This window comes from Pseudomonas poae, assembly GCF_001439785.1.
GTDB lineage: Bacteria > Pseudomonadota > Gammaproteobacteria > Pseudomonadales > Pseudomonadaceae > Aquipseudomonas > Aquipseudomonas poae.
The window spans coordinates 195,570-222,489 of record NZ_JYLI01000001.1 but is presented as its reverse complement, the minus strand read 5'-3'; the positions used below and the strand labels follow the sequence as shown (position 1 = coordinate 222,489).

Annotated in this window: 23 protein-coding genes and 2 pseudogenes; 7 read left to right on the top strand and 18 right to left on the bottom strand. The window is 62.0% G+C overall.

Features of this window, described 5'->3' with window-relative positions; translation table 11 throughout:
* Positions 1-71: 71 nt before the first annotated feature.
* On the top strand, positions 72-1,256 hold the full coding sequence (locus TU75_RS00775) for a DUF2252 family protein (protein WP_060547935.1): 1,185 nt from the start codon (positions 72-74) through the stop codon (positions 1,254-1,256).
* On the opposite strand, the gene yghX is transcribed toward TU75_RS00775, so the two are convergent.
* Positions 1,257-2,144: a YghX family hydrolase gene (gene yghX / locus TU75_RS00770; protein WP_060547934.1), complete on the bottom strand. Its 888-nt coding sequence runs from the start codon at positions 2,142-2,144 to the stop codon at positions 1,257-1,259. It abuts the gene before it with no gap.
* A gap of 51 nt (positions 2,145-2,195) precedes the next feature.
* The gene (locus TU75_RS00765) at positions 2,196-2,627 is read right to left on the bottom strand and encodes a nuclear transport factor 2 family protein (protein ID WP_060547933.1); all 432 of its coding nucleotides are present in this window, start codon (positions 2,625-2,627) and stop codon (positions 2,196-2,198) included.
* A gap of 151 nt (positions 2,628-2,778) precedes the next feature.
* Between TU75_RS00765 and TU75_RS00760 the strand changes: the two genes are divergently transcribed.
* The gene (locus tag TU75_RS00760) at positions 2,779-2,991 is read left to right on the top strand and encodes a DUF6434 domain-containing protein (RefSeq protein WP_060547932.1); all 213 of its coding nucleotides are present in this window, start codon (positions 2,779-2,781) and stop codon (positions 2,989-2,991) included.
* Positions 2,992-3,355: 364 nt separating this feature from the next.
* Here TU75_RS00760 and TU75_RS00755 read toward each other — a convergent pair whose 3' ends face one another.
* Positions 3,356-5,065 carry an amidase gene (locus tag TU75_RS00755; protein WP_060547931.1) on the bottom strand — a complete coding sequence of 570 codons (1,710 nt, stop codon included), beginning with the start codon at positions 5,063-5,065 and terminating at the stop codon, positions 3,356-3,358.
* 116 nt (positions 5,066-5,181) lie between these two features.
* Between TU75_RS00755 and TU75_RS00750 the strand changes: the two genes are divergently transcribed.
* On the top strand, positions 5,182-5,487 hold the full coding sequence (locus TU75_RS00750; protein WP_003236482.1) for a DUF2834 domain-containing protein: 306 nt from the start codon (positions 5,182-5,184) through the stop codon (positions 5,485-5,487).
* Here the strand turns inward: TU75_RS00750 and TU75_RS00745 are convergent.
* The 4 genes from TU75_RS00745 to proP all read right to left on the bottom strand — a co-directional run bounded on the left by TU75_RS00745 (position 5,484) and on the right by proP (position 10,129).
* On the bottom strand, positions 5,484-6,650 hold the full coding sequence (locus tag TU75_RS00745; RefSeq protein WP_003236485.1) for a GGDEF domain-containing protein: 1,167 nt from the start codon (positions 6,648-6,650) through the stop codon (positions 5,484-5,486). The genes TU75_RS00750 and TU75_RS00745 overlap by 4 nt on opposite strands.
* 110 nt (positions 6,651-6,760) lie before the next feature.
* Entirely contained in the window at positions 6,761-7,972 is a 1,212-nt protein-coding gene (locus TU75_RS00740) for an MFS transporter (RefSeq protein WP_041931485.1), read from the bottom strand.
* Between the two features lie 96 nt (positions 7,973-8,068).
* Complete coding sequence (locus TU75_RS00735) at positions 8,069-8,575, bottom strand: GAF domain-containing protein (protein WP_003236489.1); 507 nt, start codon at positions 8,573-8,575, stop codon at positions 8,069-8,071.
* A 51-nt stretch (positions 8,576-8,626) separates the two neighbouring features.
* Entirely contained in the window at positions 8,627-10,129 is a 1,503-nt protein-coding gene (proP, locus tag TU75_RS00730; RefSeq protein WP_003236491.1) for a glycine betaine/L-proline transporter ProP, read from the bottom strand.
* Between the two features lie 326 nt (positions 10,130-10,455).
* Between proP and TU75_RS00725 the strand changes: the two genes are divergently transcribed.
* Positions 10,456-11,859 carry an MFS transporter gene (locus TU75_RS00725; RefSeq protein ID WP_015372201.1) on the top strand — a complete coding sequence of 468 codons (1,404 nt, stop codon included), beginning with the start codon at positions 10,456-10,458 and terminating at the stop codon, positions 11,857-11,859.
* Positions 11,860-11,997: 138 nt separating this feature from the next.
* Here TU75_RS00725 and TU75_RS00720 read toward each other — a convergent pair whose 3' ends face one another.
* Both TU75_RS00720 and TU75_RS00715 read right to left on the bottom strand, forming a co-directional pair.
* Positions 11,998-13,290, bottom strand: a complete 1,293-nt coding sequence (locus tag TU75_RS00720) for a PQQ-dependent sugar dehydrogenase (protein WP_060547930.1) — start codon at positions 13,288-13,290, stop codon at positions 11,998-12,000.
* Positions 13,287-13,703 carry a DUF2231 domain-containing protein gene (locus TU75_RS00715; protein WP_015372200.1) on the bottom strand — a complete coding sequence of 139 codons (417 nt, stop codon included), beginning with the start codon at positions 13,701-13,703 and terminating at the stop codon, positions 13,287-13,289. Before TU75_RS00715 ends, TU75_RS00720 begins: the two co-directional genes overlap by 4 nt.
* A gap of 175 nt (positions 13,704-13,878) precedes the next feature.
* Here TU75_RS00715 and TU75_RS00710 point away from each other — a divergent pair, with 175 nt between their 5' ends.
* Positions 13,879-14,916 carry an apurinic/apyrimidinic endonuclease family protein gene (locus TU75_RS00710; RefSeq protein ID WP_003236499.1) on the top strand — a complete coding sequence of 346 codons (1,038 nt, stop codon included), beginning with the start codon at positions 13,879-13,881 and terminating at the stop codon, positions 14,914-14,916.
* A 246-nt stretch (positions 14,917-15,162) separates the two neighbouring features.
* Here the strand turns inward: TU75_RS00710 and TU75_RS28425 are convergent, their stop codons facing one another.
* The 3 genes and pseudogenes from TU75_RS28425 to TU75_RS00700 all read right to left on the bottom strand — a co-directional run bounded on the left by TU75_RS28425 (position 15,163) and on the right by TU75_RS00700 (position 17,812).
* Entirely contained in the window at positions 15,163-15,930 is a 768-nt protein-coding gene (locus tag TU75_RS28425; protein ID WP_413469471.1) for a methyl-accepting chemotaxis protein, read from the bottom strand.
* Between the two features lie 90 nt (positions 15,931-16,020).
* A pseudogene (locus TU75_RS28420) lies at positions 16,021-17,022 on the bottom strand (cache domain-containing protein); the annotation flags it as partial.
* A 226-nt stretch (positions 17,023-17,248) separates the two neighbouring features.
* Entirely contained in the window at positions 17,249-17,812 is a 564-nt protein-coding gene (locus tag TU75_RS00700) for a TetR/AcrR family transcriptional regulator (protein ID WP_015372198.1), read from the bottom strand.
* A 173-nt stretch (positions 17,813-17,985) separates the two neighbouring features.
* Between TU75_RS00700 and TU75_RS00695 the strand changes: the two genes are divergently transcribed.
* Positions 17,986-18,633 (top strand): glutathione S-transferase, encoded by a 648-nt coding sequence (locus tag TU75_RS00695; protein WP_060547928.1) that lies wholly within the window; start codon positions 17,986-17,988, stop codon positions 18,631-18,633.
* Positions 18,634-18,668: 35 nt separating this feature from the next.
* Here the strand turns inward: TU75_RS00695 and TU75_RS00690 are convergent, their stop codons facing one another.
* The 4 genes and pseudogenes from TU75_RS00690 to TU75_RS00680 form a co-directional block, all read right to left on the bottom strand.
* Positions 18,669-19,253: a cysteine hydrolase family protein gene (locus TU75_RS00690; protein WP_060547927.1), complete on the bottom strand. Its 585-nt coding sequence runs from the start codon at positions 19,251-19,253 to the stop codon at positions 18,669-18,671.
* A 280-nt stretch (positions 19,254-19,533) separates the two neighbouring features.
* The gene (locus TU75_RS00685; protein ID WP_413469472.1) at positions 19,534-20,631 is read right to left on the bottom strand and encodes a methyl-accepting chemotaxis protein; all 1,098 of its coding nucleotides are present in this window, start codon (positions 20,629-20,631) and stop codon (positions 19,534-19,536) included.
* Between the two features lie 195 nt (positions 20,632-20,826).
* Positions 20,827-21,015 (bottom strand): annotated as a pseudogene (locus TU75_RS28415) (PAS domain-containing protein); the annotation flags it as partial.
* A gap of 175 nt (positions 21,016-21,190) precedes the next feature.
* Positions 21,191-21,865, bottom strand: a complete 675-nt coding sequence (locus tag TU75_RS00680) for an HAD family hydrolase (protein ID WP_003239222.1) — start codon at positions 21,863-21,865, stop codon at positions 21,191-21,193.
* 194 nt (positions 21,866-22,059) lie between these two features.
* On the opposite strand from TU75_RS00680, the gene TU75_RS00675 reads away from it, so the two are divergent.
* Positions 22,060-24,258, top strand: a complete 2,199-nt coding sequence (locus TU75_RS00675; protein ID WP_060547926.1) for an OsmC domain/YcaO domain-containing protein — start codon at positions 22,060-22,062, stop codon at positions 24,256-24,258.
* 51 nt (positions 24,259-24,309) lie between these two features.
* On the opposite strand, the gene TU75_RS00670 is transcribed toward TU75_RS00675, so the two are convergent.
* Complete coding sequence (locus TU75_RS00670; RefSeq protein WP_060547925.1) at positions 24,310-25,476, bottom strand: cystathionine gamma-synthase; 1,167 nt, start codon at positions 25,474-25,476, stop codon at positions 24,310-24,312.
* Positions 25,473-26,849 (bottom strand): pyridoxal-phosphate dependent enzyme, encoded by a 1,377-nt coding sequence (locus TU75_RS00665; protein WP_060547924.1) that lies wholly within the window; start codon positions 26,847-26,849, stop codon positions 25,473-25,475. Before TU75_RS00665 ends, TU75_RS00670 begins: the two co-directional genes overlap by 4 nt.
* Positions 26,850-26,920 lie beyond the last annotated feature (71 nt).

Genomic DNA, 26,920 nt, shown 5'->3' with positions numbered 1-26,920 from the left:
CTTTTACGAAACATAATGAAACATTTGCTGGCCCGCGAAGCTCTATCGCTACACCCGTATAGAGTCCGTCAATGAAAACGCCGCGTCCCTCCGCCCGCATACCGCACCTAACCCAACTGCGTAACCTCAAGATGGCCCGTTCGGCCCATGCCTACGTGCGCGGCAGTACCGTCCAATTCTACGAATGGCTGCACAGCCTGCCCGGTCGACGTCTGCCCAGCGGGCCGCCGATCTGGATCTGTGGCGATTGCCACGCGGGTAACCTGGGGCCGACCGGCGACAACAATGGTCGCATCGACATGCATATCCGCGACCTCGACCAGACCGTGATCGGCAACCCGGCCCATGACCTGGTGCGCCTGGCGTTATCCCTGGCCACCGCCGCGCGGGGCTCGGACCTGCCCGGAGTGACCACGGCCCGCATGCTCGAAGAAATGATGCTGGGCTACGCGCAGGCCTTCAAGGGCAGGCCGGATGAAGTGCCGCCACGGCCGTCCCAGGTCAAGGCCGGGATGCGCAGCGCGGTGGAACGCACCTGGAAGCACCTGGCCCGCGAGCGCATTGATGATGCACGTCCGACCATCCCTCTGGGCAAGCATTTCTGGGCATTGTCCCGCGCGGAAAAAAGCGCGTTGCAGACCTTGTGCGGCTCCGATGAACTGCACCACTTGGTGACCTCGCTCAAGGGGCGCCCCAAGGACGCCAGCGTCGAACTGATGGACTCGGCTTATTGGGTCAAGGGGTGCAGCTCGCTCGGTCTGCTGCGTTACGCGGCATTGCTGCGCGTGGGCGACAAGGAAGATGAGGAATACTGCCTGATCGACATCAAGGAAGCCGTCGGTGCAGCGGCTCCGCGTGCGGCACGCGCAAAAATGCCACGGGACAACGGCCGGCGTGTGGTGGAAGGCGCCCGCCAGCTGTCACCGGGCCTGGGTGAGCGCATGCTGGCGACGCGTTTTCTGGATCACGGTTTCTTCATCCGCGAGCTGTTGCCCCAGGACATGAAGCTGGAGCTGGACGAGTTGAGTGAGATCGACGCCATGCACGCCGCCGGTTACCTGGCCCGTGTGGTTGGCATCGCCCATGCCCGGCAAATGGATCGGGCGACGCGCAGGGACTGGATGGCCATGTTGCAGGAAAACCGCTCACGGCAGCTGGACGCACCGTCCTGGCTATGGACCAGCGTAGTGCAACTGGTAGGCAGCCACGAGCAGGGCTACCTCGACCATTGCCGGCGGTATGCGCTGGAACACTGATCAGACCAGGTACTTATTGAACCAGCCCAGGGTGCGTTCCCACGCCAGGTTCGCCGCCGCCTCGTCGTACCGTGGCGTCGAGTCGTTGTGAAAGCCGTGGTTGGCGCCCTTGTAGATGAACGCCTCATAGTGCGTACCAGCCGCTTTCAGCGCCTGTTCATAGGCCGGCCAGCCTTCGTTGATCCGCGTGTCCAGCTCGCCGTAATGCAGCATGAGCGGCGCCTTGATGCGCGGCACATCCCTCGCCTCGGGCTGGCGGCCGTAGAACGACACGGCCGCGCCCAGTTCCGGATAGGCCACTGCCGCCGCATTGGTCACGCCGCCGCCGTAGCAGAAACCGGTGATGCCGACCTTGCCGGTGCTGTCGTCGTGGTGCATCAGCCATTCGATGGCGGCGAAGAAGTCGTTCATCAGCTTGGTCGGATCGACGGTTTGTTGCAGTGCAACGCCTTTTTCGTCGTTGCCGGGATAGCCGCCCACCGAGGTCAGGCCATCGGGCGCCAGAGCAATGAAACCGGCCTTGGCCAGGCGTCGGGCGACGTCTTCGATGTAGGGGTTAAGGCCACGGTTTTCGTGGACCACCACCACCGCCGGCAGCTTGCCTGCCGCTTTTGCAGGGCGTACCCGATAGCCGCGCACCGTACCGTTGCCCTTGGGCGAGGGGTAGGTGATGTAGTCGGCCACGATATCCGGATCGGTGAACTTCACCTGCTCGGCCAGCGCATAGTTGGGGCTCAGCGCCGCGAGCAGCGCCGACGCGGTCAGGCCGCCGAAGGTGAACAGCGCGGCACGATCGAGAAATTCGCGGCGGTTGAGCTTGCCATGGGCGTAGCCGTCGTAAAGCTCCAGCAGTTCGGGGGCGAAGTCTTTGGCAGTGAGACGAGTCATCGGTGCACTCCTCGATTGGCGGTGGCAGACACTGTAGACCACTAAGCCGAATCAGTACTTGTAAGCCTGACGACCGATCAGCAGCCACTTGCCTTTTTGCTTCTGCCAGACCTGGAAGTTGTCGATATCGGTCGGCACCTCGACGCCGCTGTTTACCGCCAGGGCGTGAAAGTGATTGCGCACCAGGGCGGTGTCACCGTTAAAGGTGATGGTCTGGTTCTGCATTTCGAGGGTCTTGAACGCGCTGACGTGGTTTTCCAGGTCGGCGATAAATTGCGTTTTATTCTGCACCTTGCCGCTGGAGTGACCATAGGTGAGGGTGTCGGATGTGAGTGCGTTGAGCTGCTTGAGGTCCAGGTGCAGCATGGCCTGTGTCAGTTGGTCGACGGCCTGGGCAACTTCTTTTTCGGCAGGGGCAGGCGCAGCGACGACGTAGCCGGTGAACAGGCACAGAAAACCGATCAGCACTTTGAAGGTTTGCATGGGAATTCCTTATTGTTGTGGGGACGCACACTCATTAGGTGAGTCGTCGTACAACCATGCAATAGATTCGGAAGGGAAGGAAAGTGAATTTTTGAAATATCTTGAAAGGACTATGCTGATACCCAATCACCCGATACCTGCGAGCGAGAGAATGGAATTCAACTGGCACAGCGACAGCCTGACCCGCGCCACGCCTGTCACCTCAAGCTACAAGAACACCCAGAACGTGCGCCGATTCATGCTTGAACACTGTGGTGCGGCGTTCAGGTTCGATCGTCCATTCATGGCCTGGATCCGCGACGGCGCGCCCAAAACACTGGGGGATGCGGTGGAGGAGTGGCAACGCCGGCAGGCCGGCGTTTAAACCTCTGTTTTTCGGTGTACATATCCGTTGCTGCGGTGATGGCGACTTAGGGTTCCGCCTTTGTGGCGGCTCACTTTTGGAAAGACCCCAAAGCCTGCGTTCGGCCAGCGTGTTTGACGGGGCGCCTCAGATCAAGATCAAGAGCGCGGCGGCCTTATAGCCGATCGAGATTGTCTGCCGAACCCTGTACACAATGTGGCGAGCAGGCTTGTCCTGCGTTGGGCTGCGTAGCAGCCCCAATACCAGGCGCTGAGCCGTATCAGGTACACCGCGTTTGCTGGAGTGGGGGCGCTTCGCACCCCAACGCGGGGCAAGCCCGCTCGCCACGGGGCGTTTCGCGATCCTCGAATTTGTATTCAGTCTGTCATTCAGTCGTCAGCGGCGGCGTGCGCGGCGGCACCAGGCGCTGGCTGCCGGTGGCTTCATAAGCCGCAGCAAAGCCCAGCAGCGCCGAATCATCGTAGGCGCGGCCGGCGAAGGTCAGGCCGACCGGCATGCCGATGTCCGCCATCACGCCCATCGGCACGGTGACGGTAGGCACGCCCAGATGGCGGATGGCGAGGTTGCCATTGGCCACCCACACGCCGTTGCTCCAGGCGATGTCGGCGGACGCTTCGTTCACGTCCGCATCGGCCGGGCCCACGTCGGCCACGGTGGGGAACAGCACGGCGTCAAGTCCGCGTGCGTCCATCCAGTCTTCCAGGTCGACGCGGCGCGTGTGTTCCAGGCCGCGCAGGCCTTCGGGCAGGGTGGCGATTTCGTTCCACGGCGTGATGCCGCGCTGGGCCATGCGCACGTATTCGTCCATGCCGGCGGCCAAGTCGTCTTCGCGGTTGGGCAGGGTGCCGGGGTAGTGGGGGAAGATCTGCGGGCCGTCCACATCGGCCAGGCGGTTAAGCGCCGGATCGCCGTTGGCGCGCAGGAAGTCATCGAAAGCCCAGGCCGAGAGTTCCCACAACTCATCGTGCAGGAACTCTTTGGATACCAAGCCACGGGTAAACACGGTCGGCGCGCCGGGGCGGTCGCCTTCGCAGTTGGACACCAGCGGGAAATCCACTTCGATCACTTCGGCTCCCGCTGCTTCGAGCGCCTGGCGTGCGGCCTGCCACAGGTCGATCACCGTCGCGCGGGTGTTGATTTTCTGCCCGGTGGGGCCGCCGATGCCGGGCTTTTCGCTGGTGCCGGCCTCGGGGTCGGCATTGATGTACATGCGCGGCACGCCAAAGCGTTTGCCGGCGAGGGCGGCGCTGCCGGTCGCGAGTGCTGCGTAGGATGCCGGACGCACCGACGTAACGCTTGGGAGCGGCACCCACGGCTGCAGGCGCCACAGGTCGCCACGGTTGTCGGGGTCTTCGGCCACCACCACGTCGAGCACTTCCAGCAGGTCGGCCATGGTGCGCGCGAACGGCACCACCACGTCCATGGTCGGGGTCAGCGGCCAGTTGCCGCGCACCGAAATCACTCCGCGTGACGGGGTGTAGGCGCACAGGCCGTTATTCGACGCCGGGCCTCGCCCGCTCGACCAGGTTTCCTCGGCCAGCCCGAACGCCGCAAAACTCGCCGCCGTGGCCGTGCCGGCGCCGTTGGACGAGCCGGACGCAAAGGGCGCGGTCAGGTAATCGGCGTTATACGGGCTCTCGGCCCGGCCATACACGCCGCGCTGCATGCCGCCATTGGCCATCGGCGGCATGTTGGTCTTGCCCAGGCAGATGGCGCCACCGCCACGCAGTCGTTCAATGGTGAATGCATCACGCTGTGCGACCAGCCTGGCAAACGCCGGGCTGCCGGATGCAGCAGTGAGGCCCTTGACCAGATAACTGTCTTTGGCGGTATACGGAATGCCATCCAGCGGCCCGAGCGTTTCACCTTTGGCCCGGCGCGCATCGGACGCCTCGGCCTCTTTCAATGCATCAGGGTTGCGCACCACCACGGCGTTCAACGCGGTGGCGGTGTGCGGGCCGTCATAGGCATCGATCCGCGCCAGATACGCCTTGACCAGTTCAACGGCGGTGGTCTGGCCAGATTCAAGCGCAGCGCGCAATTGGGCAATCGAGACTTCGGTAACTTGCATCACGTTCTTTTCGCCGCCTTCAAGTGGGGGTATGGCGGCAGTCTACGTACAGATATTTCACAGTGCCAGCTTACTGCTAAGGTGAGCGCTTTGAAGATTCACGCTCCAGGGAGGAGAAGATGCCAAGACCCTATATTGCCCTGATCGCTCTGATCGGATTTTCGTTGTACACCGTGGCGACGATGTTAACCGCCGAGCAATCGCTGCTGGCCTTCGGACGCGAGTTGATGGCGCGCCCGGACACCGCCCAGGTGGTGATCGACCTGTACCTGATGGCGGCGCTGGCCTGTGTGTGGATGTACCGCGATGCCAAGGCGAGAGGGCGGTCGGTTGTCTCACTGCTGCCGTACTTTTTGCTGACGGCGGTATTCGTGTCGGTGGGGCCGCTGCTGTATATCGTCGTGAATGGATTCGCGCGACGCTAGCGCAAGCCTCCCGCCCCGGTGCGGTCCACCAGTTGCAGGCTGTCGCGCCCGCCACGTTTGGTTTCGTAGAGCGCGGTGTCGCCCAGTTCGATCACCGCGGCCAATGAGGCGGGCGGTTGGTCGAACAGGTTGGCGCCGATGCTCAGGGTGACCGGCGCCGGCGTGGTGAACGCTTGCGCGGCCAGATGCTGGAATTGCTCGCGCAGGTGGCTGCCCAGTTCGATGATCTGCTGCCTGGATGTGTTGCCCAGCAGGATCACGAACTCATCGCCGCCCAGGCGGGCCGACAGCGCGCCCTGGGGCGTCGTGCTGCGGATCAGTTCGCTGAGGCCGATCAGCAGGCGGTCGCCGGCGTTATGGCCGTAGAGGTCGTTGACCAGCTTGAAGTTGTCGATGTCGATCAGCAACAGCGCCCCGGCTTGCGTTGACGACACCTTGGCCAGCAGGCGCGGTGCCCGCAGTTCCAGGGCGCGGCGGTTGTAGAGGGCGGTCAGCGGGTCGCGGGCGGCCAGTCGGGCGATCTGCTGTTCGCGGCGATGGCGCTCGGAGCCGGTCATCGACAGCGCAATCAGCATGATCGCCATGGCGCCCTCCACCAGGGAAATCTGGATGATCTCGCCCTTGAACGACGCCAGGTCGATCAGTGCGCCCGGTATCAATACCGACAGCGCCTTGACCACATAAAACCCCCCATGAAAGCGCAACACGTAGCGCAGCTGCACCGCGCCGATGCTCAGCGAGCTGCCGTGGGGCCGCAGCAGATAACTCGCCCGCAGCGTCGGCAACGCCACCAGCAACGACTGCACGCCCAGCATGGCCTTGGACCATGGCAGATCGGCCGGCAGCGCCAGCATGCCGAACCACACGGCAAGCATCAGCAACCAGGCTCGCGAGAGCTTTACTTGGGTAAACCGTGCAACGCCGAGCAGAAACAGCACGTGTGCGCTCACCAGCAAGCCATTGGCCAGCCAGATGCCGATCATTAAAAAGCCGTTGATGCGCAGCAAGGCCAGGGTGGAACCGATGCCGATGGTGGCGAAACCGCTGGCCCAGAACAACAGCGACGGTTCACGCACGCTGTGCCATTCAATCGCAAGGTAAAGGGCGGCAGCGGCTGCCAGGGCAACGGTCAGTGCCAGAATCGTAGGGGGGTCGAGCGTCATGTTGGTGCCGGATTGCCTGGGTGTGCGTTTAAAAACGCGATTGTAAGCGCACACGCAGGTTTTTCGGAGCTTTCAGGGTGATGGCGCAGTGATATCAGATGGCCGGTTGATCACACGCCTTTGGTCGACGGCAGCAAGATCGTCAGGATACCCACCAATGGCAGGAACGAGCAGATCTTGTACACGTGCTCGATTCCGTGATTGTCTGCGAGCAGGCCCAGCAGCGCCGCGCCGATGCCGCTGAAACCGAACATCAGCCCGAAGAACACCCCGGCGATCATCCCTACGTTGCCCGGAACCAGCTCCTGAGCGAACACCACGATGGCCGAGAATGCCGAGGCGAGGACGAAACCGATCACCACGCTGAGCACGGCGGTCCAGAACAGGTCGACGTAGGGCAGGGCGAGGGTGAACGGCGCCGCGCCGAGGATCGAGAACCAGATGACTTTCTTGCGGCCGATCCGGTCGCCAATCGGGCCGCCTGCGAAGGTACCCACAGCCACGGCGCCAAGGAACAGGAACAGGTACATCTGCGAGCTGGACACCGACAGCTGGAATTTTTCGATGAGGTAAAAGGTGAAGTAGCTGGTGAGGCTGGTCATGTAGAAGTATTTGGAAAACACCAGTGTTGCCAGCACCACCAGAGCAAAGGTCACCCGGCCTTTGGACAAACCGTGGGTGGCCTTGCCGCCCTGTTTGAGTTTGAACAGGTTGAGGTGGTGGCGGTACCAGCGGCTCAGGCCGTACAGCACCAGAATGGCGAATACGGCAAACAGGCCGAACCAGGCGATATGGGTCTGGCCGTAGGGAATGATGATCGCCGCCGCCAGCAACGGGCCGAAGGCACTGCCGGTGTTGCCGCCCACCTGGAAGGTCGATTGCGCCAAGCCGTAGCGTCCGCCCGAGGCCAGGCGTGCGACCCGCGAGGTTTCCGGGTGGAAGGTCGACGAGCCCACGCCCACCAGCGCCGCCGCCATCAGAATGGCCGGGAAATTGCCGACGAACGCCAGCATCAGAATGCCGACCAGAGTGCACACCATGCCAGCCGGCAGCAGCCAGGGCTTGGGGTGACGGTCGGTGTGGTAGCCGATCCAGGGTTGCAGCAACGAAGCCGTGAGCTGGAACGTAAGGGTAATCAGGCCGACCTGGGTGAAGCTCAGCCCATAATTGGCCTTGAGCATCGGGTAGATCGACGGCAGCACGGCCTGGATCAGGTCGTTGATCAGGTGCGCCAGGGCGCAGGCGCCCAAAACGCGCATGACCAACGGACTTATTTGGGGCGCAGCCGTGGCAGCGGAGGGTGTGGCGGTGACGGTCGACATGCAGGCATTCCATACAAGGCAGCTAACAGGGGCTGACAGTACTTCAGCTGGCAGCCCATTTCTAATTGTTTCGAGGCCTGTGCTGCGGGAATGACGCTATTGCTCGGACACCGACAGGTTTGCGTAGAAGATGCAGCCGATCAACCGAGCGAACAGGCTCAGGGTTTCCGGCAGGTTGGGGTCGTCAAACAACATCGCGCGTGAATCCAGGGCGCACAGGGCGCCGTAGAGACGGCCATCGGGGAGGAAGATCGGCGCGCCGGCGTAGCTTTCGATGTCGAATTGCTTGACCACCGGGCGCACCGCGAACCGCCCGCTTTTGCTCACTTGCGGAATGAACAGGGCAGTGGGGTTGATGCAGAACTCGCTGCACAGGGTGGTTTCCAGGTCCAGCACGTCGTTGGCGTTGATGCCCATGCCCGAAGGGTCATAGACCGAGCAGACGACCCACTCGACGTCGGTGAATTTGGCTATCCCGGCAAAGCGCATGCCGGTCAGGCGGGTGACCAGTTGCAGGATGCTGGTGGTGGCCTCGATTTCGGCAATGGCAGCGCGTTCGTCCGCGCTGAGCAATGATTGTGGGGCGATGACGCTTGGAACCATGCGGAACACTCCAGAAACGAGGTGGCCGGAGCCACCCCGTACAGTCAGGTACTAGTTGATGCGTGGATGCTGTTGTACCAGATTGTTACGCTTGGCTTCCAGTGCGGCAATTTCCGCATCGATATCCTCGATCTTCTGCTCGATATTATCGTGATGCTCCTGCAACAGTTCCTTGGCTTCTTCCATGTCCGACGCAGCCGGCGCCGCGCCGCGCAGCGGCCTGTTGGCGGTTTCCTTCATGGTCAGGCCGGTGATCAGGCCAATCACCGCGAACACCATCAGGTAGTAGGCCGGCATAAACAGGTTGTTGGTGCTTTCCACCAGCCAGGCCACTGCCGTCGGGGTGACGCCGGCGATCAGTACCGACACGTTGAACGCGCTGGCCAGGGCGCTGTAGCGCAGGTGAGTGGGGAACATCGCCGGCAATGTCGAAGCCATCACGCCGATAAAGAAGTTCAGCACCACGGCAAGGATCAGCAGGCCAGCGAAGATCAGGCCGGTCTTGCCGCTGGTGATCAGCATGAACGCCGGGATCGACAGGAATAGCAGGCCGATGCTGCCGGCGATGATAAAGGGCTTGCGGCCGATCTTGTCGCTGACAAAGCCGATGAACGGCTGCACGAAAAGCATGCCCACCATGATCGCGATGATGATCAGCACGCCGCTGTTTTCGGCGTAGTGCAAGTTATGCGACAGGTAACTGGGCATGTAGGTGAGCAGCATGTAGTACGTCACGTTGGTGGCCGCGACGATACCGATGCAGGTCAGCAGGCTGCGCCAGTGCTTGGTGGCGATCTCCTTGAACGACACCTTGGGGCCGTGGGTCAGGCCTTCGCGGTCGCCCTGTTCGAGCTTGTCGACGTGCTGTTGAAAGGCCGGGGTCTCTTCCAGTGCATGGCGCAGGTACAGGCCGATCATGCCCAGGGGCAGGGCCAGGAAGAACGGCAGGCGCCAGCCCCAAGCTTCGAAGTCCGCCTCACCCAGTACGGTGGAGATCAGCACCACCACGCCCGCGCCCAGTACGAAACCGGCGATCGAGCCGAAGTCCAGCCAACTGCCCAGGAAGCCGCGCTTGCGGTCCGGAGCATATTCGGCGACGAAGATCGATGCGCCGGTGTATTCACCTCCCACCGAGAAGCCCTGGGCCATTTTGCACAGCAGCAGCAGGATCGGTGCCCAGATGCCGATGGAGGCGTAGCCGGGGATCAGGCCGATAGCGAACGTGCTCAGGGACATGATCACGATGGTGGCGGCGAGGACTTTCTGTCGTCCGTACTTGTCCCCCAGCGCACCGAAGAACAGGCCGCCCAGCGGACGAATCAGGAAGGGCACGGAAAAAGTGGCCAGGGCCGCGATCATTTGCACGCTGGGGGAGGCGTCCGGGAAGAACACCTTGCCGAGCACATAGGCGACGAACCCATAGACGCCAAAATCGAACCATTCCATGGCGTTACCCAGTGCGGCAGCGGTGATCGCCTTGCGCATCTTGGCATCGTCGACAATGGTGATGTCTTTCAAACCGATGGGTTTGACGCTTTTCTTACGTAATTTCATGCGGGCCACTCTAAAAACAGAACAGGGGGGATGCCATCGTTGCAGTGGCACCGCTGTGCTGGTTCAGATACACGCGGACACGAAATAATTCACCTTGTTGCATATTTTTTTGCCTTTTCCGCCTGCAGGCGCAAACGCGATCGAGTGGTGCGCGGCTGTCATCCTACAACTTGCCGAGGGTGGCATGTTTCACACCCCTTTAAATCCTTGCTGATAGGCCATCTTTCAGATTGACACCCCGTAGCCGTCCCGATATAAAAGTCACAGTTGTACGACGACATATGACGTTACATATGTCCTACCTAAAAAAATAAAAAAGTGATGCCATGAATCTCAACGAGCCCATCAGTGCCCATCGTGTCGGCCAGGCGGTCGGCAACTATCGCTGGACCATCTGCGCGATGCTGTTCTTCGCCACCACCGTCAACTACCTCGACCGTCAGGTGCTCAGCCTGCTGGCGCCGCAGTTGTCGACGCAATTTGGCTGGAGCAACACCGACTACGCCAACATTGCGGCGGTGTTCCAGTTTGTCTACGCGATTTCCATGCTGTTTGCCGGGCGCTTTGTCGACAAGATCGGCACCAAGGCGGCTTACGTCATCGCCATCGGCATCTGGTCCAGCGGCGCCATCCTGCATGCGTTCGCGGTGCCGATGGGTGAGGGGATTGCGGCGGTCAGCGGCGCAATCGGCCTGGCGGTGATCCCGGTGTCGATTGCCGGTTTCATGCTGGCGCGTGCGGTGCTGGCGATTGGCGAGGCGGGTAACTTCCCGATTGCCATCAAGGCCACCGCCGAATACTTCCCGAAAAAGGAACGCTCGTTTGCCACCGGTATCTTCAACTCGGGTGCCAACGTGGGCGCGATCCTGGCGCCGATCTGCGTGCCGCTGATTGCCGGTCTGTGGGGCTGGGAAGCGGCCTTCATGGTGATCGGCATGCTCGGCTTCGTGTGGGTGGCAATCTGGGCCGCCGTGTATGAAAAGCCGGACCAGCAAAAACGCCTGTCGGCCGAAGAACTGGCCTACATCCGCAGTGACCAGACCGTACAGCCCTTCACGGCGGAGCCGGTCGGCAGCGTTACGAAGAAAGTCTCCTGGTTCAAATTGCTCACTTACCGCCAGACCTGGGCCTTTGCCTTCGGCAAGTTCATGACCGACGGCGTGTGGTGGTTCTTCCTGTTCTGGCTGCCCACCTACCTGTCTGCGCAATACGGCATGAAAGGCGCGGATATCGTGATGCCACTGGCGGTGCTGTACAGCATGACCATGGTCGGCAGCATCGGCGGCGGCTGGTTCCCCAGCTACTTCATGGCCAGGGGCGACGCGCCTTACGATGGCCGCATGAAAGCCATGCTGGTGATCGCGCTGTTTCCGCTGGTGGTATTGCTCGCGCAGCCGCTGGGCTATATCAGCTTCTGGGTGCCGGTATTGCTGATTGGCGTGGGGGCCTCGGCGCACCAGGCGTGGTCGTGCAACATCTTCACTACCGTGTCCGACATGTTCCCGCAGAAAACCGTGGCCTCGGTGGTCGGCATCGGCGGCATGGCTGGCGGCCTGGGCGGTGTGGTGATGACCAAGATCGGCGGCTGGGTGTTCGACTATTACAAGTCGATCAATGACATCCACACCGGCTACATGATCATGTTCGCCATCTGTGCGCTGGCGTATCTGGTGGCGTGGAGCGTGATGAAGACGCTGGTGCCGCGTCACAAGGAAATCACTGACCTTTAAACGAATGTAAGAGGGGGCTTGCTCCCGATGACGGTGGGCCAGTCAACTGATAATTGACTGAAACACTGCCATCGGGAGCAAGCCCCCTCCCACATGTTTGATCTCCGCTTATTCAGAGGGAGATCACCGGGTTACTGGTTACGGGTTACGCGTGACTCGCCAAACGGTATTGGCCAGGTCATCGGCAATGATCAGCGCCCCTTTGGGGTCGACCGTCACCCCCACCGGGCGACCGCGGGTCTTGCCGTCATCACCGCGAAAACCGGTGGCAAAGTCAATCGGCCCACCAGCCGGCTTACCATTGCTGAACGGCACGAAGATCACCTTGTAGCCCACCGGGTTGGGACGGTTCCAGCTGCCGTGTTCGCCCACGAATGCGCCGTTGGCAAATTTCTCGCCCATGGCAGGGATGGAAAAGTCCACGCCCAGCGCCGCCACGTGGGAGCCGAGGCTGTAATCCGGCTTGATCGCCGCCGCCACCTTGGCCGGGTTCTGCGGTTGCGCGCGTGGGTCTACGTTTTGCCCCCAGTAGCTGTAAGGCCAGCCGTAGAAGGCGCCTTCTCGCACAGAGGTCAGGTAGTCCGGCACCAGATCCGGGCCCAGTTCGTCGCGTTCGTTGACCACCGTCCACAACTGCCCGGAACCCGGTTGAATGGTCAGCGCGGTCGGGTTGCGCAGGCCCGTGGCGTAAGGCTTGTGCGCGCCGGTGGTGGCGTCTATCTGCCAGACCATCGCCCGGTCGATCTCCACTTCCATGCCCCGTTCGGTCACGTTGCTGTTGGAGCCGATGCCCACGTAGAGCTGGCGTCCGTCCTCGCTCACGGCCAGGGACTTGGTCCAGTGATGATTGATCTGCGCCGGCAGGTCGGTGAGTTTGGTCGGGGCGCCGCTGGCTTTGGTCTGACCATCGGCATAGTCGAAGCTCACCAGCGCATCCTGATTGGCCACGTACACCTTGCCGTTGGCGAAGGCCAGGCCGTAGGGCGCGTTGAGGTTATCGGCAAACACGGTTTTGAGTTCGTATTTGCCGTCGCCGTCCGCATCGCGCAGCAGGGTGATGCGGTTGCCGCTCTTGACCTTGGTGTTGCCTTCGGCCTTGATCAGGCTGGCGATCACGTCCTTGGGCTTGAGCTTGGCCGCGCTGCCGCCGCGACCTTCGGCGACAAGAATGTCACCGTTGGGCAGCACCAGGGTCTGGCGCGGGATCGCCAGATCCGTGGCGATGGCGGTCACGCTGAAGCCTTCGGGCACGGTGGGCTTCTGGTCGCCCCAGGGGGTCGGCTCGGCAATCTTCATGCTCGGCAGCAGGCTGCTTTGCTGTTCCGGCAACTTGGGATCCGGGCCACGGGCCTGGGTCTTGTCGCCTTCGCCGCCACAGGCAGCCAGCAGCAGTGCAGCGCTCAACACGGTGAGGGTGTGGGACGTTTTCATTTGCCACCTCCGGCACGCAGGCCAATCCAGGTTGCCGCCAGGGTCAGCAGCAGCACGATGGCTGACAGCACCAGGCCGGCGGGCATGGCGGCGTAGGCGTCCTTGGCGTGTTGGAAGGCATTGACCAGTCCCAGGATCCAGGTGACCAGCAACAGCAATACGTACAGCGCCGGTGCCCCGGCCTTGCGCTCGGCGCGCACCAGGTTGACCAGCGCACACAACAGCGCCAAACCGCAGAACACCAGCGCACCGGCGATCAGCCAGGAGGCGAAGTTGGCCCACTGAATCTGGAAGGTCTGGGTGTAGGCGATGTCACTGAGCAGGGCGCCGAGAAACAGCGGCACGGTGCCGGCGAGCAAGGTCGCGTGCAGCGGCCCGGGAGTGATGCGTCGATACGCGGGAAGGGTAGTCATGGGGGAGCGGCTCCTTGTTGTACAACGCCCCAGGTTCGGGGCAGCGCATAGGAAAGGAGCGCAGCGTTTGTCAGAAAGTTCAGCGCGTCTCGTGTCTAAATATTATGAACCGCAAGGCCCGCCGCCCACCTAACGCCGTACAATCCTGCTCAATACTTCCATGCCAGGCCCCTCCATGACCCACCCTCGTATCGGTTTCGCGTGCCAGTACAAGCACCCCGAACGGCTGCTCTCCACCAGCGCCCTCAAGCTGATCGAGGGCCCGTACAACCCGCGTACCACCACGTTGCGCTGGATGGACAGCGTAGCCCCCGAGGTCGCTCGCGCCAGGCTGGTCGAGGTGGTCACCCACAACCTGGCGGCCCAACTGCGTTTGCTGGCCTACGTCGCCGAACTGCCGCCGACCCTGCGCATGCTGCGTTTGAGCAGCGATCTGCTGCCGTTCTACAGCCACCCTAAAGTCGCTGCCGTCTACCAGGACCCGGCCATTGCCAGCCAATTGCTCGAAGGCTTCGCCGCCATTGGCGACCTTGCGCGCGCGTCGGACATTCGCCTGTCATTCCACCCCGGCCAGTACTGCGTGCTAGGCTCGGAAAACCCAGGCGTGGTGGAAAACAGCCTGGCCGAATTCGAATACCACGCTGACATGATCCGCATGATGGGCTATGGCCGGCGTTTCCAGGACCTCAAGTGCAACGTGCACATCGCCGGTCGCCTGGGCGTGGAGGGCACGCGTGCGGTATGGCGGCGTTTATCGGAGGTGGCGCGCAACTGCATTACGTTCGAAAACGACGAAAAGACCTACGGCCTCGATCACTGCCTGCAAGTGGCCGACCTGGCGCCGGTGGTGCTGGATATTCACCACTGCTGGATCAACGAAAACGACTACATCGACCCCGACTCGCCACGGGTTGCCCGTGTGATCGAAAGCTGGCGCGGCGTGCGCCCGACCATGCATTACTCCCAGCCCCAGGAGGTATTGCAGGAAATGGGTTTTGACGCCGAGCACAAACTGGAGATGGACGCCTTGTTGAAGGTGGTCTCCAAGCGCGACCTGTATGGCCACAGCGCGCAAATGTGGAACCGCTGGACCAACGATTACGCGCTGCAGTTTTTTGATCGTTTCGACATCATGCTCGAAGCCAAGGACAAAAACGTGGCGGCGCTGGCGTTTTATGAGCATTTCAAAAAAAGCTCAGCGGCCTCCAGCTGACACAGCTTCTCTGTGATGAGCGGGCCTGTTGTGGCGATCAGGCTTGCCCTAATGCCATTCAGTTAAAGCGCAGATTCCCTGTGGCGAGCAGGCTTGTCCTGCGTTGGGCTGCGCAGCAGCCCCAAAACCAGGCGCTGAGCCGTATCAGATACACCGCACTTTGCTGGATTGGGGGCGCTTCGCACCCCAACGCAGGGCAAGCCTGCTCGCCACAAGGGTTCGCTCATACAAACGGTTAATCAGTCCCTAGGACTTGAACCGTCCCACCAACCCATTCAACTCATCCGACAGTTGTGACAGCCGCCCCGAGTCGTCCTGCGCCGAATGGGCCAGGCTTTCCACCAGCCGTGCTTCGTCGTAGATCTGCTGGATATGCCGGTTGATCTCTTCGGCCACACTGTGTTGTTCCTCGGCGGCGGCGGAGATTTGCAGGTTCTGGTCGCGGATTTCGTTGACCGACGTCTGGATGCCTTCGAAGCTGTCGCGCGCACTTTCGATGGACGACACACTGGCACGCGACAAGTCCATGCAACTGTTCATTTTCTGCGTGACTTCCTCGGTCTTGCTGCCGAGGGAGCCCAGCAGGTGTTCGATTTCGCCGGTGGAGTCGGAGGTGCGTTTGGCCAGGGCGCGCACTTCATCGGCCACCACCGCAAAGCCACGGCCCTGGTCGCCGGCCCGGGCGGCTTCGATGGCGGCGTTGAGCGCCAGCAGGTTGGTCTGTTCGGCAATCGCGCGGATGGTGCCGAGGATCTGGTTGATGCTGCGGCTGCCGGCTTCCAGCTCGACCATGGCCTGGGACGATTCGCTCAGGCGCCGGCCCAGGCGGTTGACGTTGTCGGTGGTCACTTCGATCTGCTGCTTGCCCTCGGCGACCCGGCGGTGGCCGTTTTCGGCCGACTCGGCCGCGCCGCTGCAGGAGCGCGCCACCTCGTTGGCAGTGGCGACCATTTCATTGAACGCGGTCGAGACCAGTTCCACAGCCTCGCGCTGGCGCCCGGCCGCTTCGTTCATGTTGTGCGCCACTTCGCTATTGACCCGTGAGGCGTCCTGCAAATTGGTCGACGCCGATCCGATGCGCTGAATCAGATGGCGAATCGCGGCGAGAAACTTGTTGAACCAGCCGGCCAGTTCGGCGGTTTCATCCTTGCCCAGGACCTGCAGGTCATGGCGCAGGTCGCCTTCGCCCTCGGCGATCGACTGCAAGCCGCTGCTGACCTGGCCGATCGGTTTGACGATCACCTTGGAAAACGCCGCCGCGAGCAGCCCGAAGATCAGCACCAGCACCACCACGATCACGGCGGTGATGTAGGTCATGCGGGTTGCGGCCGCCATCACTTCGTTGTATTCGATCAGCCCCACATAACGCCAGCCCAGGCCGGGTGAGGTCCAGATGTTGGCCATGTAGCGCACGCCATCGATCACCACCTCGGTGGAGCCCTGAGCGGTGTTGGCCAGTTGCGCGTAAGGTGCGCCAAGGTCCTTGAGCGGCTTGAAGTTGTGCGCGGCGTCGCGCGGGTCCACCAGCACCACACCGTCTTCGATCAGCATCACATAGCCGCTGTCGCCCAGCTTGATGCTTTTGAGCAACTCGGTGAGGTTCTTCAGCGAGACACTCACCACGAACACGCCCTTGGGCTTGCCGGCGTTATCCAGCAAAGTGCGTGCGGTACCCACCAGGGCCACATCATCCTTGTCGTAATAATAAGCCGGGGTGCGCACGGTCTTGCCGGGGCTGGCCATGGCGGCCTTGTACCACGGGCGGGCGCGCGGGTCGTATTTGGCCAGTTGGGGATCGTCAGGCCATTTGACGTAGGTGCCGTCTTCGAGGCCGATAGACAAAATGGCCGCCGAGGGATGAGTCTTGCCAAAGCGCGCAAACTGATCGATCACCTGCTGCGCTTGGGGCGGCATGGGTTGGCTGGCCGCATCGGCGGCCTGGTAGTTCTTCAGCGTGTCAACAGAAGTGTATACAGGATCTGAAGCCATTTGGTCGACGTTCTGCACCGTACCGTCGAAGAACTGCCGGATATTGCCATCGATCTGGCGAATTTCTCGGGTGCTGCCATCAATGAACTGATCGACCGCCTCGGTCCGTGTGTTCATGACAGAGATCACCGCGACCAGACTGACCGGGATAAACGCGACGCAGACAAACGCGAGCACCAGCTTGTTCTTTATTTTCATGGAGACGACCATCAGCGGGGAGGGCGGGCCAAATCGTCTGCCCTGGGCGGACACGGCGATTTGATTTCACTGACTGTCTCGGCTCGATGGTGGCAAAACTTTAGCGCTATTTTGTGTACAACTTTTCCTCGCTCAAGCGCATTCGCTAGACCGGGATCAACCCCGTGTCCCGGTAGGTTTGCACCAGCTCGTCGTACAGGTCGATGTCGGTACGGGTGCGAGCGATCAATTGCGCGCCGGCAATAGCGGTATAGATGGCACGTGCGCGGCGCTGGCACGCGTCGGTATCGCCAGTGCCCAGTTGTGCGAGCACATCCGCAAGCCAGGCGACATTGATGTCGGCAAACGTCAGCACCTCCTGCTTCACGGCTTGCGGCAAATCCTGATACTCGGCCGCCATGAAGCTGGAGAGGCACAGGCGGTTGCCGTCTTCGAGGGTCTTGCGAAAGATGTTCGGGTAATGCTGCAGGCAGTCCAGTGGCTGCGGATGATCGCTGCGCAGGGTGTCGAGAACCGCTGCTGTGTCCTCCCAGTAACGCCTGGCCACGGCGGCGCCGAGGTCAGCCTTGCTGGGAAAGTGGTAGTAGATGCTGGCGTTCTTGATCCCCACCGTTTCGCCAATGCTGCGAAAGTTGATGCCGTTGTAGCCGTAGTGCTGGGCCGAAATCCTGGCGGCTTCGAGGATGGCTTCGCGTGCGTTTGCGCTCACGGGTCGATTCCTTGGTTTAGGGATAGGGGTGTGATTCTACGTCGAGAAGCGTTTGCCTGCCAACTGGTAGGTAGTGCTTGACAGGGTCAGTGAAGGCGCCCAATCTTTGCCTACCACTTGGCAGGTAGAATCGCCGGTCAAGCCTTCAACAACCTTTGCGCGAGCTATCACCCATGAAAATTTATGACTGGTACAACGGCCCTTATCCCGCACGTGTACGTATTGCATTGGCCGAAAAGGGCTTGCTGCCCGGCATCGAATTCGTTTCGGTCAATTTGTGGAAGGGTGAGCACAAGCAGTCTGCCTTCCTGGCGCTCAACTACTCCGGCACTTTGCCCTTGCTGGAGCTGGACGACGGCACGCTTATCGCCGAATGCACGGCCATCACGCAATACCTGGATACGCTGGACGGCCATCCGACGCTCACCGGCAAGACGCCGACCGAGCAGGGCCTGATCCACATGATGACCAAGCGCGCCGAAATCGAATTCATGGATGCGGTCAGCGTGTACTTCCACCACGCCACACTCGGGCTTGGGCCGGAGGTTGAGTTGTATCAAAACGCCGAGTGGGGCAACCGCATGGGTGAGAAGGCGATCAGGGGCATGCGCTATTTCGACGGCCTGCTGAAGACTCGCCCGTTTGTCGCCGGTGATGAGTTTTCCATGGCCGACATCGCCGTGTTGGGCGGCATGATCTTCGCCGGCCTGGTGGACTTGCCTGTCCCGGAGGAATGCGAGGCGCTGCTGGCCTGGCATGCCAGGGTCAACGAGCGCCCCAGCGTTCAGGCCTGGCGCGCGATGGTGGCGCAGCCGCAGTAGCGCAATCAACCGGCTCTGTGGCTTCACCGGATCTATTAGAGGTCTTGGCGAAATGCCGTATGACTTCCGGCCAGAATCTCACCGGTTGCCACAATAGTGGCGTAGTCCATCGCCAGATTGCTGAGCGACAGGGCATGCACGTCTTCGGCGGGCCAGAGGCGTCCGGATAAATCGGTCTGGTCAAAGGTGTAACAGGCATCCGAAATCACGGTCACGTCGAACCCCAGGTTACCGCCCGAGCGGGCGGTGGCCTCGACGGAGTTGTTGGTGATCACGCCGACAATCACCAATTGCCTGATCGAGCGCGTATGCAGCCAGCGTTCAAGACCGGTGTGGGTGAATGCATCCGGCACGTTTTTTTCCAGCACATGTTCAAGGGCCAGCGGTTGCAAGGCTGGCTGGAACTCGCAGCCAGCCTGACCCGGCCAGAATACCGAAGTGGGTGAGCGGGAGATGTGCCGTACATGCACGACAGGCCGGCCCGACTGCCGCCAGGCGCTTAACAGGCGCAGGATGTTTGATTCTGCGTCGGGGTTGTTGCGTCGTCCGAGCGCTGGCGAGTGCATGCCTTGCTGCATGTCGATGATGACCAATGCTGCGTTGGTGGCTAACGGGTCCATGGCACATTCCTTGGTGTGTCAGTCGCGAAACATAGCTCAGCAATGTCGAGTTGTGGTGGATTAAAAGATTTGCCTGACAAACTGGCCCCTCCATGGCAAGCGAGCTTGTTGTGGCGAGCGGGCTTGCCCCGCGTTGGGGTGCGAAGCGCCCCCAATCCAGCAAAACGCCGTGTACCTGATACGGCTCAGCGCCTGGTTTTGGGGCTGCTGCGCAGCCCAACGCAGGACAAGCCTGCTCGCCACGGGAGATGGGCTCGCTGACCTGCTCCTCAGTCATGCCTCAGCGATTGAAACGCTCAACCAGCGCGTACTGCGTGGCCGCAGTGTTGGTCAACTCCTTGCTCAGCCCGGTGGATTGATGGGCCTGCAGCGAGGTCTGGTCGGCCAGTTCGGCGATGGTGGTGATGTTGCGGCTGATCTCTTCGGCGACCGCGCTTTGTTCTTCGGTGGCGGCGGCGATCTGGGTGGTCATGTTGGTGATATTGGCCACCGCTTCGCTGATGCCGACCAGCGCCTGGTCGGCTTCGAGCACCCGGGCCACGCCTTCCTCGGCCTGGCGATGGCCGTTCTGCATGCTGTTGACCGCGTTATTGGACGAGGCTTGAAGCTGGGTGATCAGCGCATGGATCTGCGTGGTCGATTGCGAGGTGCGTTGCGCCAGCTGACGGACTTCGTCGGCCACCACGGCAAAGCCGCGCCCTTGCTCGCCGGCGCGCGCCGCTTCGATGGCGGCGTTGAGGGCCAGCAGGTTGGTCTGGTCGGCGATGCCTTTGATCACATCGACCACGCTGCCGATTTCGTCGCTGTCGCGGGCCAGTTGCGCCACGGTGGCGCCGGTTTCGCCGACCACGGCGGACAACCGCTCGATGGCCTCACGGGTATCGCGCGCCACTTCGCGACCGCGACCGGTGAGCACATTGGCTTGCTGGGTGGCGTCTGCGGTGCGTTGCACGTGGCTGGCGACTTCCTGGGTGGTGGCGGCCATCTGGTTCACGGCCGCCGAGACCTGTTCGGTCTCGACACGCTGGCGGTCCAGACCCTGGGCGCTGGCGGTAGCCAACTGGTCGGACTGGCCGGCGAGGGCGCTGAGCTGCTCGGCGCTGTCCTGCAGGCGCGTCAGGCAGGTTTTCAGGCGCGCGGTCTGGCTGAGGAACGCGGTTTCCAAGCGTGCCTGAGGCCCGCGCGCGTCGCTGTACATCTGCGCGATCAACGCATCCGACGTCGATGGCTCGACACCCGCCAGCAGGCGCAGCGTACTGCCTTGTCGCCAGCGTGCGCAGAGGACGCCCACCGGCACGGCTACGGCCAGCGCAACGGCAATCGCCACCGGCGCGCCGAGAAACATTCCGGCCACGCTGCCGACCAGGCCCGTGGCCATGTACGGCACGCACGCCACAGCCGTCGGCAGCCAGGCATCCTGGCGCGGCACGCCGGGTTTGCCTCGGCTGATCCGCTGGTACAGCGCCTGCGCGCGGCGAATCTCATCGGCGGTGGGCTTGACCCGTACCGACTCGAAACCGACGACGCGGCTGCCATCGTAAATCGGCGTGACGTAAGCATTGACCCAATAGTGATCGCCGTTTTTCGAGCGGTTCTTGACGATGCCCATCCATGGCTGGCCCTGCTTGAGCGCGCGCCACATGTGCGCAAACACCGCCGGCGGGACATCCGGGTGACGCACGATGTTCTGCGGCGCGCCGATCAGGTCGGCGCGGTCAAAACCGCTGATATCAACGAACGCGTCGTTGCAGTAGGTGATCATCCCCTGGGTGTCAGTGGCGGAAATGAGTTTCTGCGACGGCGCGAGGGAAATCTCACGCTGTGTTACGGGCTGGTTGTTGCGCATTGTGCTGCTCCCTGAAATGCCAGACAGGTCATCGGCATCACCTCGAATAAGTTGATAGCCGATTTTCTGCCAGGCATTCGGGGGGCGGCATTCAGGGGCGAGAGGCGACCTCATCGAGGTGATCGAGCAAGTCCTGCGGGTCTTCGTAAACCCTCAGTGCGCCCGCTCGCTCCAGCTCGCCGATGTCATAACCGCCTGACAGCAGGCCGATCCCGGTGGCCTTGGCGCGCCGCGCGGCGAGCATGTCCCATACGGCATCGCCGATCACCAGGCACTCGTCGATCGGCACTTTCATGTGCAGGGCAGCGGCCAGGAAAAGGTCCGGGTCGGGCTTGCCGTACTTCACATCGTCACGGGTGATGATGTTGACCTCGTCAATATCCAGTTGCAGCGCCTTGAGGTTGATCTTTGCGGTGTCCAGGCCACCGCTGGTGGCGATGCACCAGGCAAGACCGGCGTGGCTGAGGTGATCGAGCAGCTCAACCGCACCGGGCAAAGCGATGATCTGCCCCTGCAAACGCGCATACGCCTCGGCATGCAGCTGGCTCAGGCGTTCGGCTTGCGGCTCGCTGATGTCGAGCCCGGTTTCGCGGGACAACGACTTGAGCATCAGGCCGCCGCTCATGCCGATTTTGCGGTGGATGCGCCACATCGCCAGCGAAATGCCTTCGGCGTCGAGGGCCTCTTTCCAGGCAGCCACGTTCTGGTAAACGCTGTCCGTGAGGGTGCCGTCGAGGTCGAAGATAAAGGAGGTTTGAGGTCGCATGGGGCTGTTCTCCGATCAGAAAAAGGGTGACGGGACATCAGCTTCAGTGACATCACGGGGCTTGGAGTGCCATGGTGTTTTGCCGTTCGATTTTTCGCTCATTCGGGCAGGCTTTGCGCAAAACCCTGAAACTTTTCGGGGAAAAACCTCATAATGGCGGCCATTTTTGTTCAGCCGTTATTCTGGTGTGCCCCATGGAAATCAAGGTCAACTTTCTCGACAACCTCCGACTTGAAGCCAAGTTCGATGACTTCACGGTGATTGCCGACCAGCCGATTCGCTACAAGGGCGACGGTTCGGCGCCGGGGCCCTTTGATTATTTCCTCGCGTCATCGGCGCTGTGCGCGGCGTACTTCGTGAAGCTGTATTGCCAGACGCGCAATATCCCCACGGACAATATTCGCCTGTCGCAGAACAACATCGTCGACCCGGAAAACCGCTACAACCAGATCTTCAAGATCCAGGTTGAGTTGCCCGCGGATATCTCCGACAAGGACCGCCAGGGCATCCTGCGCTCCATCGACCGCTGCACCGTGAAGAAAGTGGTGCAGGCCGGTCCCGAGTTCGTGATCGAAGAAGTCGAGAACCTCGACGCCGATGCCCAGGCCTTGCTGATGCCCGCCTCGACAGCAGGCGCGAGCACGCGCGTTGCAGGCAAGGACCTGCCGCTGGAGGAAACCATCGCCAACATGTCCGCTATCCTCGCCGGGCTTGGCATGAAGATCGAGATCGCCTCATGGCGCAATATCGTGCCCAACGTGTGGTCATTGCATAGTCGCGATGCGCAGTCGCCGATGTGCTTTACCAATGGCAAGGGCGCCACCAAGGAAGGCGCGCTGGCGTCGGCTTTGGGTGAGTTTATCGAGCGGCTCAACTGCAACTTCTTCTATAACGATCAATTCTGGGGCGAAGAACTGGCCAATGCGCCGTTCGTGCACTACCCGGATGAGCGCTGGTTCCAGCCTGGCCCCAACGATGAACTGCCGGGGGAAATCCTCGACGCGTACTGCCTGAAGGTCTACAACCGCGACGGCGAGCTGCGCGGTTCGCACCTGTTCGACACCAACTCCGGTAACGAGGCCCGCGGTATCGTTTCGCTGCCATTTGTGCGCCAGTCGGATGGCGAGGTGGTGTATTTCCCGTCCAACCTGATCGAGAACCTCTACCTCAGCAACGGCATGAGCGCGGGCAACACCCTCGCCGAAGCCCAGGTGCAATGCCTGTCGGAGATTTTCGAGCGCGCGGTAAAACGCGAAATCATCGAAGGCGAATTCGCCTTGCCTGACGTGCCGGCTGAAGTGCTGGCCAAGTATCCCGGCATTTTGGCGGGCATCCAGGGCCTGGAAGCCCAGGGCTTCCCGGTGCTGGTCAAGGATGCGTCGTTGGGCGGCGAGTTTCCGGTGATGTGCGTGACCCTGATGAACCCGCGTACCGGCGGCGTGTTTGCCTCGTTCGGCGCGCACCCAAGCCTGGAAGTGGCGCTGGAGCGCAGCCTCACCGAGCTGCTGCAAGGCCGCAGTTTCGAAGGCCTGAACGATTTGCCGCAGCCGACCTTCGAGGCCCAGGCGGTCACCGAACCGAACAACTTCGTCGAGCACTTCATCGACTCCAGCGGCGTGGTGTCGTGGCGCTTTTTCAGCGCGCAATCGGATTACGAATTCGTCGAGTGGGACTTCTCCGGCCAGGGCGAAGACTCCAACGCCGAGGAAGCGGCAACGTTGTTCGGCATTCTCGAAGGCATGGGCAAAGAATCGTACATGGCGGTGTACGAACACCTGGGCGCCACTGCCTGCCGGATCCTGGTGCCCGACTACTCGGAAATCTACCCGGTGGACGACCTGATCTGGGACAACACCAACAAAGCGCTTTTCTTTCGTGAAGATATCCTCAACCTGCATCGCCTGGATGACGCGCAGCTGCACGCGCTGGTCGAACGCCTGATCGAAAGCGAGCTGGACGACTACACCGATATCACCACCCTGATCGGCATCGAATTCGACGACAACACCGCCTGGGGCCAGTTGACCATCCTGGAGTTGAAACTGCTGATCTTCCTCGCCCTCAAGCAGTATGAAGAGGCCAAGGAATGCGTGGAGATGTTCCTGCAGTACAACGACAACACCGCCGAACGCGGCTTGTTCTACCAGGCGCTGAACGCGGTGCTGGAGATGGAGCTGGATGACGACCTGGAGTTGGCAGACTACGAAGCGAATTTTCGCCGCATGTTCGGCACTGAGCGCATGGATGCGGTGATCGGCTCTGTGGACGGCAGCGTGCGGTTTTACGGGCTGACGCCGACCAGCATGAAGCTCGAAGGGCTGGACCGGCATTTGCGTCTGATCGACAGCTACAAAAAGCTGCACAGCGCGCGGGCCCGGGTTACCTCAGCCTGAGTGTGGGAGGGGGCAAGCCCCCCCACAGTTGATCCTTGCTGCCTGGGCTATTTAGATGTGAGCCAGGGCCTGGGCCAGGTCGGCGCGCAGGTCTTCTACATCTTCAACCCCTACCGACAGGCGCACCAACCCATCGCCAATCCCTAGCGTGGCCCGCGTAGCTGCCGGGATGCTGGCATGGGTCATGATCGCCGGGTGTTCGATCAAACTTTCCACACCGCCCAGGCTTTCCGCCAGGGCGAACAGGTTGACGTTCTCCAGGAAGCGTCTTGCACCGGCCAGGTCGGTGTTCAGGTCCACGGAAATCATCCCGCCAAAGCCGTGCATCTGCTGTTGCGCCAGGTCGTGCTGTGGGTGCGACTTAAGGCCGGGGTAGTGCACCCGTGTCACCTGCGGCTGCTGCTCCAGCCACGTCGCCAATTGCAGGGCGTTGCTGCAATGGCGCTCCATGCGCAGGGCCAGGGTCTTCACGCCACGCAGCGTCAGGAATGCATCGAAGGGACCGGCAATGGCGCCGATCGAATTCTGCAGAAAGCCCAGACGCTCGGCCAGCTCCGGGTTGTCGCCGACAACCGCGATGCCACCAATCACGTCCGAGTGACCGTTGAGGTACTTGGTGGTGGAGTGCACGACCACATCAAACCCCAGCTCCAGTGGGCGCTGGATCCATGGGCTGGCGAAGGTGTTGTCGGCCACGCAAATGATGCCGCGCGCACGGCAGATACGCGCCACCGCGCGCAGGTCGGTGAGGCTCAGCAGCGGGTTGCTCGGGGTTTCGACCCAGACCATGCGCGTGTCGTCCTGCAACGACGCTTCAAGCGCCGCCACGTCGCTCAAGTCGACATAACTGAACCGATGCCCGGCGCTGCGTTGGCGCACCTTGTCGAACAGGCGGAAGGTGCCGCCGTACAGGTCATTGCCGGAGACGATATGCGCGCCCGCATCGAGCAATTCCAGCACGGTGGAGATCGCCGCGAGGCCGGAAGCGAAGGCAAACGCCTGGCTGCCGCCTTCCAGGTCCGCCACGCAGCGCTCCAGGGCAAAGCGGGTCGGGTTGTGCGAGCGGCCATAGTCAAAGCCCTTGTGCACGCCGGGGCTGTCCTGCAGGTAGGTGGAGTTGGCGTAGATGGGCGGCATCAGCGCGCCGGTGCTCGGGTCTGGCGATTGCCCGGCGTGGATCACACGGGTGGCGAATGCGCTTTTATCGGGCTGGCTCATGCAAGGGATCTCCGTAAATGGTTGAGCAGATCGACGCGGGTGATCAGGCCATGGAAGCCCGATGCGTCGGCAATGATGGCGACGAGGCCGCGATCCAGCTCGGCCTGCAGTTCGGCCAGGCTGGCGCCAGGGGCGAGGGTGTGTGGGGTGTCTGCCATGGCGCTGGCCACGGTCATGGAAAAATCCGCGGCGTCATGGTGCAGGCCCAGCAGGATGTCGGACTCGTCGATCACACCGACCAGTGTCTTGCCGTCCACCAGCACCGGCAGCTGTGACACGTCGGCCAGGCGCATGCGCTGGAAGGCGGTGAGCAAGGTGTCGTCCGGGCCCACGCTGATGACGCGGCCGTCCTCGAAACGGCGGGCGATCAGGTCGCGCAGGTCGCCGTAATGTTTGTACTGCAACAGGCCGGCGTCGGTCATCCATTGGTCGTTGTAGACCTTCGACAGATAGCGCGTGCCGGTGTCGCACACAAAGGTCACCACGCGTTTGGGCTCGGTCTGCTCGCGGCAATAGCGCAGCGCGGCGGCGAGCAGGGTGCCGGTGGACGAGCCGCCGAGAATGCCCTCCGCCTTGAGCAACTGGCGTGCGTGGGCGAAGCTTTCCTCGTCGCTGATGGAGTAGGCGTGGCGCACGCTGGAGAGGTCGGCAATCGACGGGATGAAGTCCTCGCCGATGCCTTCCACCGCCCATGAACCAGGCGTTTCCATCCGGCCGCTGCGGCTGTACTCGGCCATTACCGAACCCACCGGATCGGCCAGCACCATTGCCAGCCCCGGCTGCACGCGCTTGAAAAACCGCGTAAGCCCGGTGAGGGTGCCCGCTGAACCTACGCCCACCACAATCGCGTCGAGGTCGTGCTGGGTTTGCGCCCAGATCTCCGGCGCGGTGCTGGTCTCGTGGGCCAGCGGGTTGGCCGGGTTGTTGAACTGGTCGGCAAAAAACGAGCCGGGAATATCCCTGGCCATGCGCGCAGCCACGTCCTGGTAGTACTCGGGATGGCCCTTGCCCACGTCCGAACGGGTGATATGCACCTCGGCGCCAATGGCCTTGAGGTGCAGCACTTTTTCCGTGGACATCTTGTCGGGCACCACCAGCACCACCCGATAGCCCTTGGCCCGGCCGACCAGCGCCAGGCCCAGCCCGGTGTTGCCGGCTGTGGCTTCGATAATGGTGCCGCCAGGACGCAGACGACCGTCGCGCTCGGCTGCGTCGATCATTGCCAGACCGATACGGTCCTTGATGGAACCGCCGGGGTTTTGTGATTCGAGCTTGAGAAACAGCGTGCAGGGGCCGGTATCGAAACGGCTGACGCGAACCAGCGGCGTATTGCCGATCAGCTCGAGCACGGCGGGGCGGGAGAGTGTGGGCATGTCGTCACCTGAGTACGGAAGGGGGGACAGCAAATGCAAAACATGCCTTGGACCATAGGTCGAGATCGCGC

Bases quoted from the DNA above. Each gene is read 5' to 3' on its own strand.
- TU75_RS00775 (WP_060547935.1), top strand. From the start codon at position 72: ATGAAAACGCCGCGTCCCTCCGCCCGCATACCGCACCTAACCCAACTG.
- yghX (WP_060547934.1), bottom strand. From the start codon at position 2,144: ATGACTCGTCTCACTGCCAAAGACTTCGCCCCCGAACTGCTGGAGCTT.
- TU75_RS00765 (WP_060547933.1), bottom strand. From the start codon at position 2,627: ATGCAAACCTTCAAAGTGCTGATCGGTTTTCTGTGCCTGTTCACCGGC.
- TU75_RS00760 (WP_060547932.1), top strand. From the start codon at position 2,779: ATGGAATTCAACTGGCACAGCGACAGCCTGACCCGCGCCACGCCTGTC.
- TU75_RS00750 (WP_003236482.1), top strand. From the start codon at position 5,182: ATGCCAAGACCCTATATTGCCCTGATCGCTCTGATCGGATTTTCGTTG.
- TU75_RS00745 (WP_003236485.1), bottom strand. From the start codon at position 6,650: ATGACGCTCGACCCCCCTACGATTCTGGCACTGACCGTTGCCCTGGCA.
- TU75_RS00740 (WP_041931485.1), bottom strand. From the start codon at position 7,972: ATGTCGACCGTCACCGCCACACCCTCCGCTGCCACGGCTGCGCCCCAA.
- TU75_RS00735 (WP_003236489.1), bottom strand. From the start codon at position 8,575: ATGGTTCCAAGCGTCATCGCCCCACAATCATTGCTCAGCGCGGACGAA.
- proP (WP_003236491.1), bottom strand. From the start codon at position 10,129: ATGAAATTACGTAAGAAAAGCGTCAAACCCATCGGTTTGAAAGACATC.
- TU75_RS00725 (WP_015372201.1), top strand. From the start codon at position 10,456: ATGAATCTCAACGAGCCCATCAGTGCCCATCGTGTCGGCCAGGCGGTC.
- TU75_RS00720 (WP_060547930.1), bottom strand. From the start codon at position 13,290: ATGAAAACGTCCCACACCCTCACCGTGTTGAGCGCTGCACTGCTGCTG.
- TU75_RS00715 (WP_015372200.1), bottom strand. From the start codon at position 13,703: ATGACTACCCTTCCCGCGTATCGACGCATCACTCCCGGGCCGCTGCAC.
- TU75_RS00710 (WP_003236499.1), top strand. From the start codon at position 13,879: ATGACCCACCCTCGTATCGGTTTCGCGTGCCAGTACAAGCACCCCGAA.
- TU75_RS28425 (WP_413469471.1), bottom strand. From the start codon at position 15,930: ATGAACGAAGCGGCCGGGCGCCAGCGCGAGGCTGTGGAACTGGTCTCG.
- TU75_RS00695 (WP_060547928.1), top strand. From the start codon at position 17,986: ATGAAAATTTATGACTGGTACAACGGCCCTTATCCCGCACGTGTACGT.
- TU75_RS00690 (WP_060547927.1), bottom strand. From the start codon at position 19,253: ATGGACCCGTTAGCCACCAACGCAGCATTGGTCATCATCGACATGCAG.
- TU75_RS00685 (WP_413469472.1), bottom strand. From the start codon at position 20,631: ATGGCCACGGGCCTGGTCGGCAGCGTGGCCGGAATGTTTCTCGGCGCG.
- TU75_RS00680 (WP_003239222.1), bottom strand. From the start codon at position 21,865: ATGCGACCTCAAACCTCCTTTATCTTCGACCTCGACGGCACCCTCACG.
- TU75_RS00675 (WP_060547926.1), top strand. From the start codon at position 22,060: ATGGAAATCAAGGTCAACTTTCTCGACAACCTCCGACTTGAAGCCAAG.
- TU75_RS00670 (WP_060547925.1), bottom strand. From the start codon at position 25,476: ATGAGCCAGCCCGATAAAAGCGCATTCGCCACCCGTGTGATCCACGCC.
- TU75_RS00665 (WP_060547924.1), bottom strand. From the start codon at position 26,849: ATGCCCACACTCTCCCGCCCCGCCGTGCTCGAGCTGATCGGCAATACG.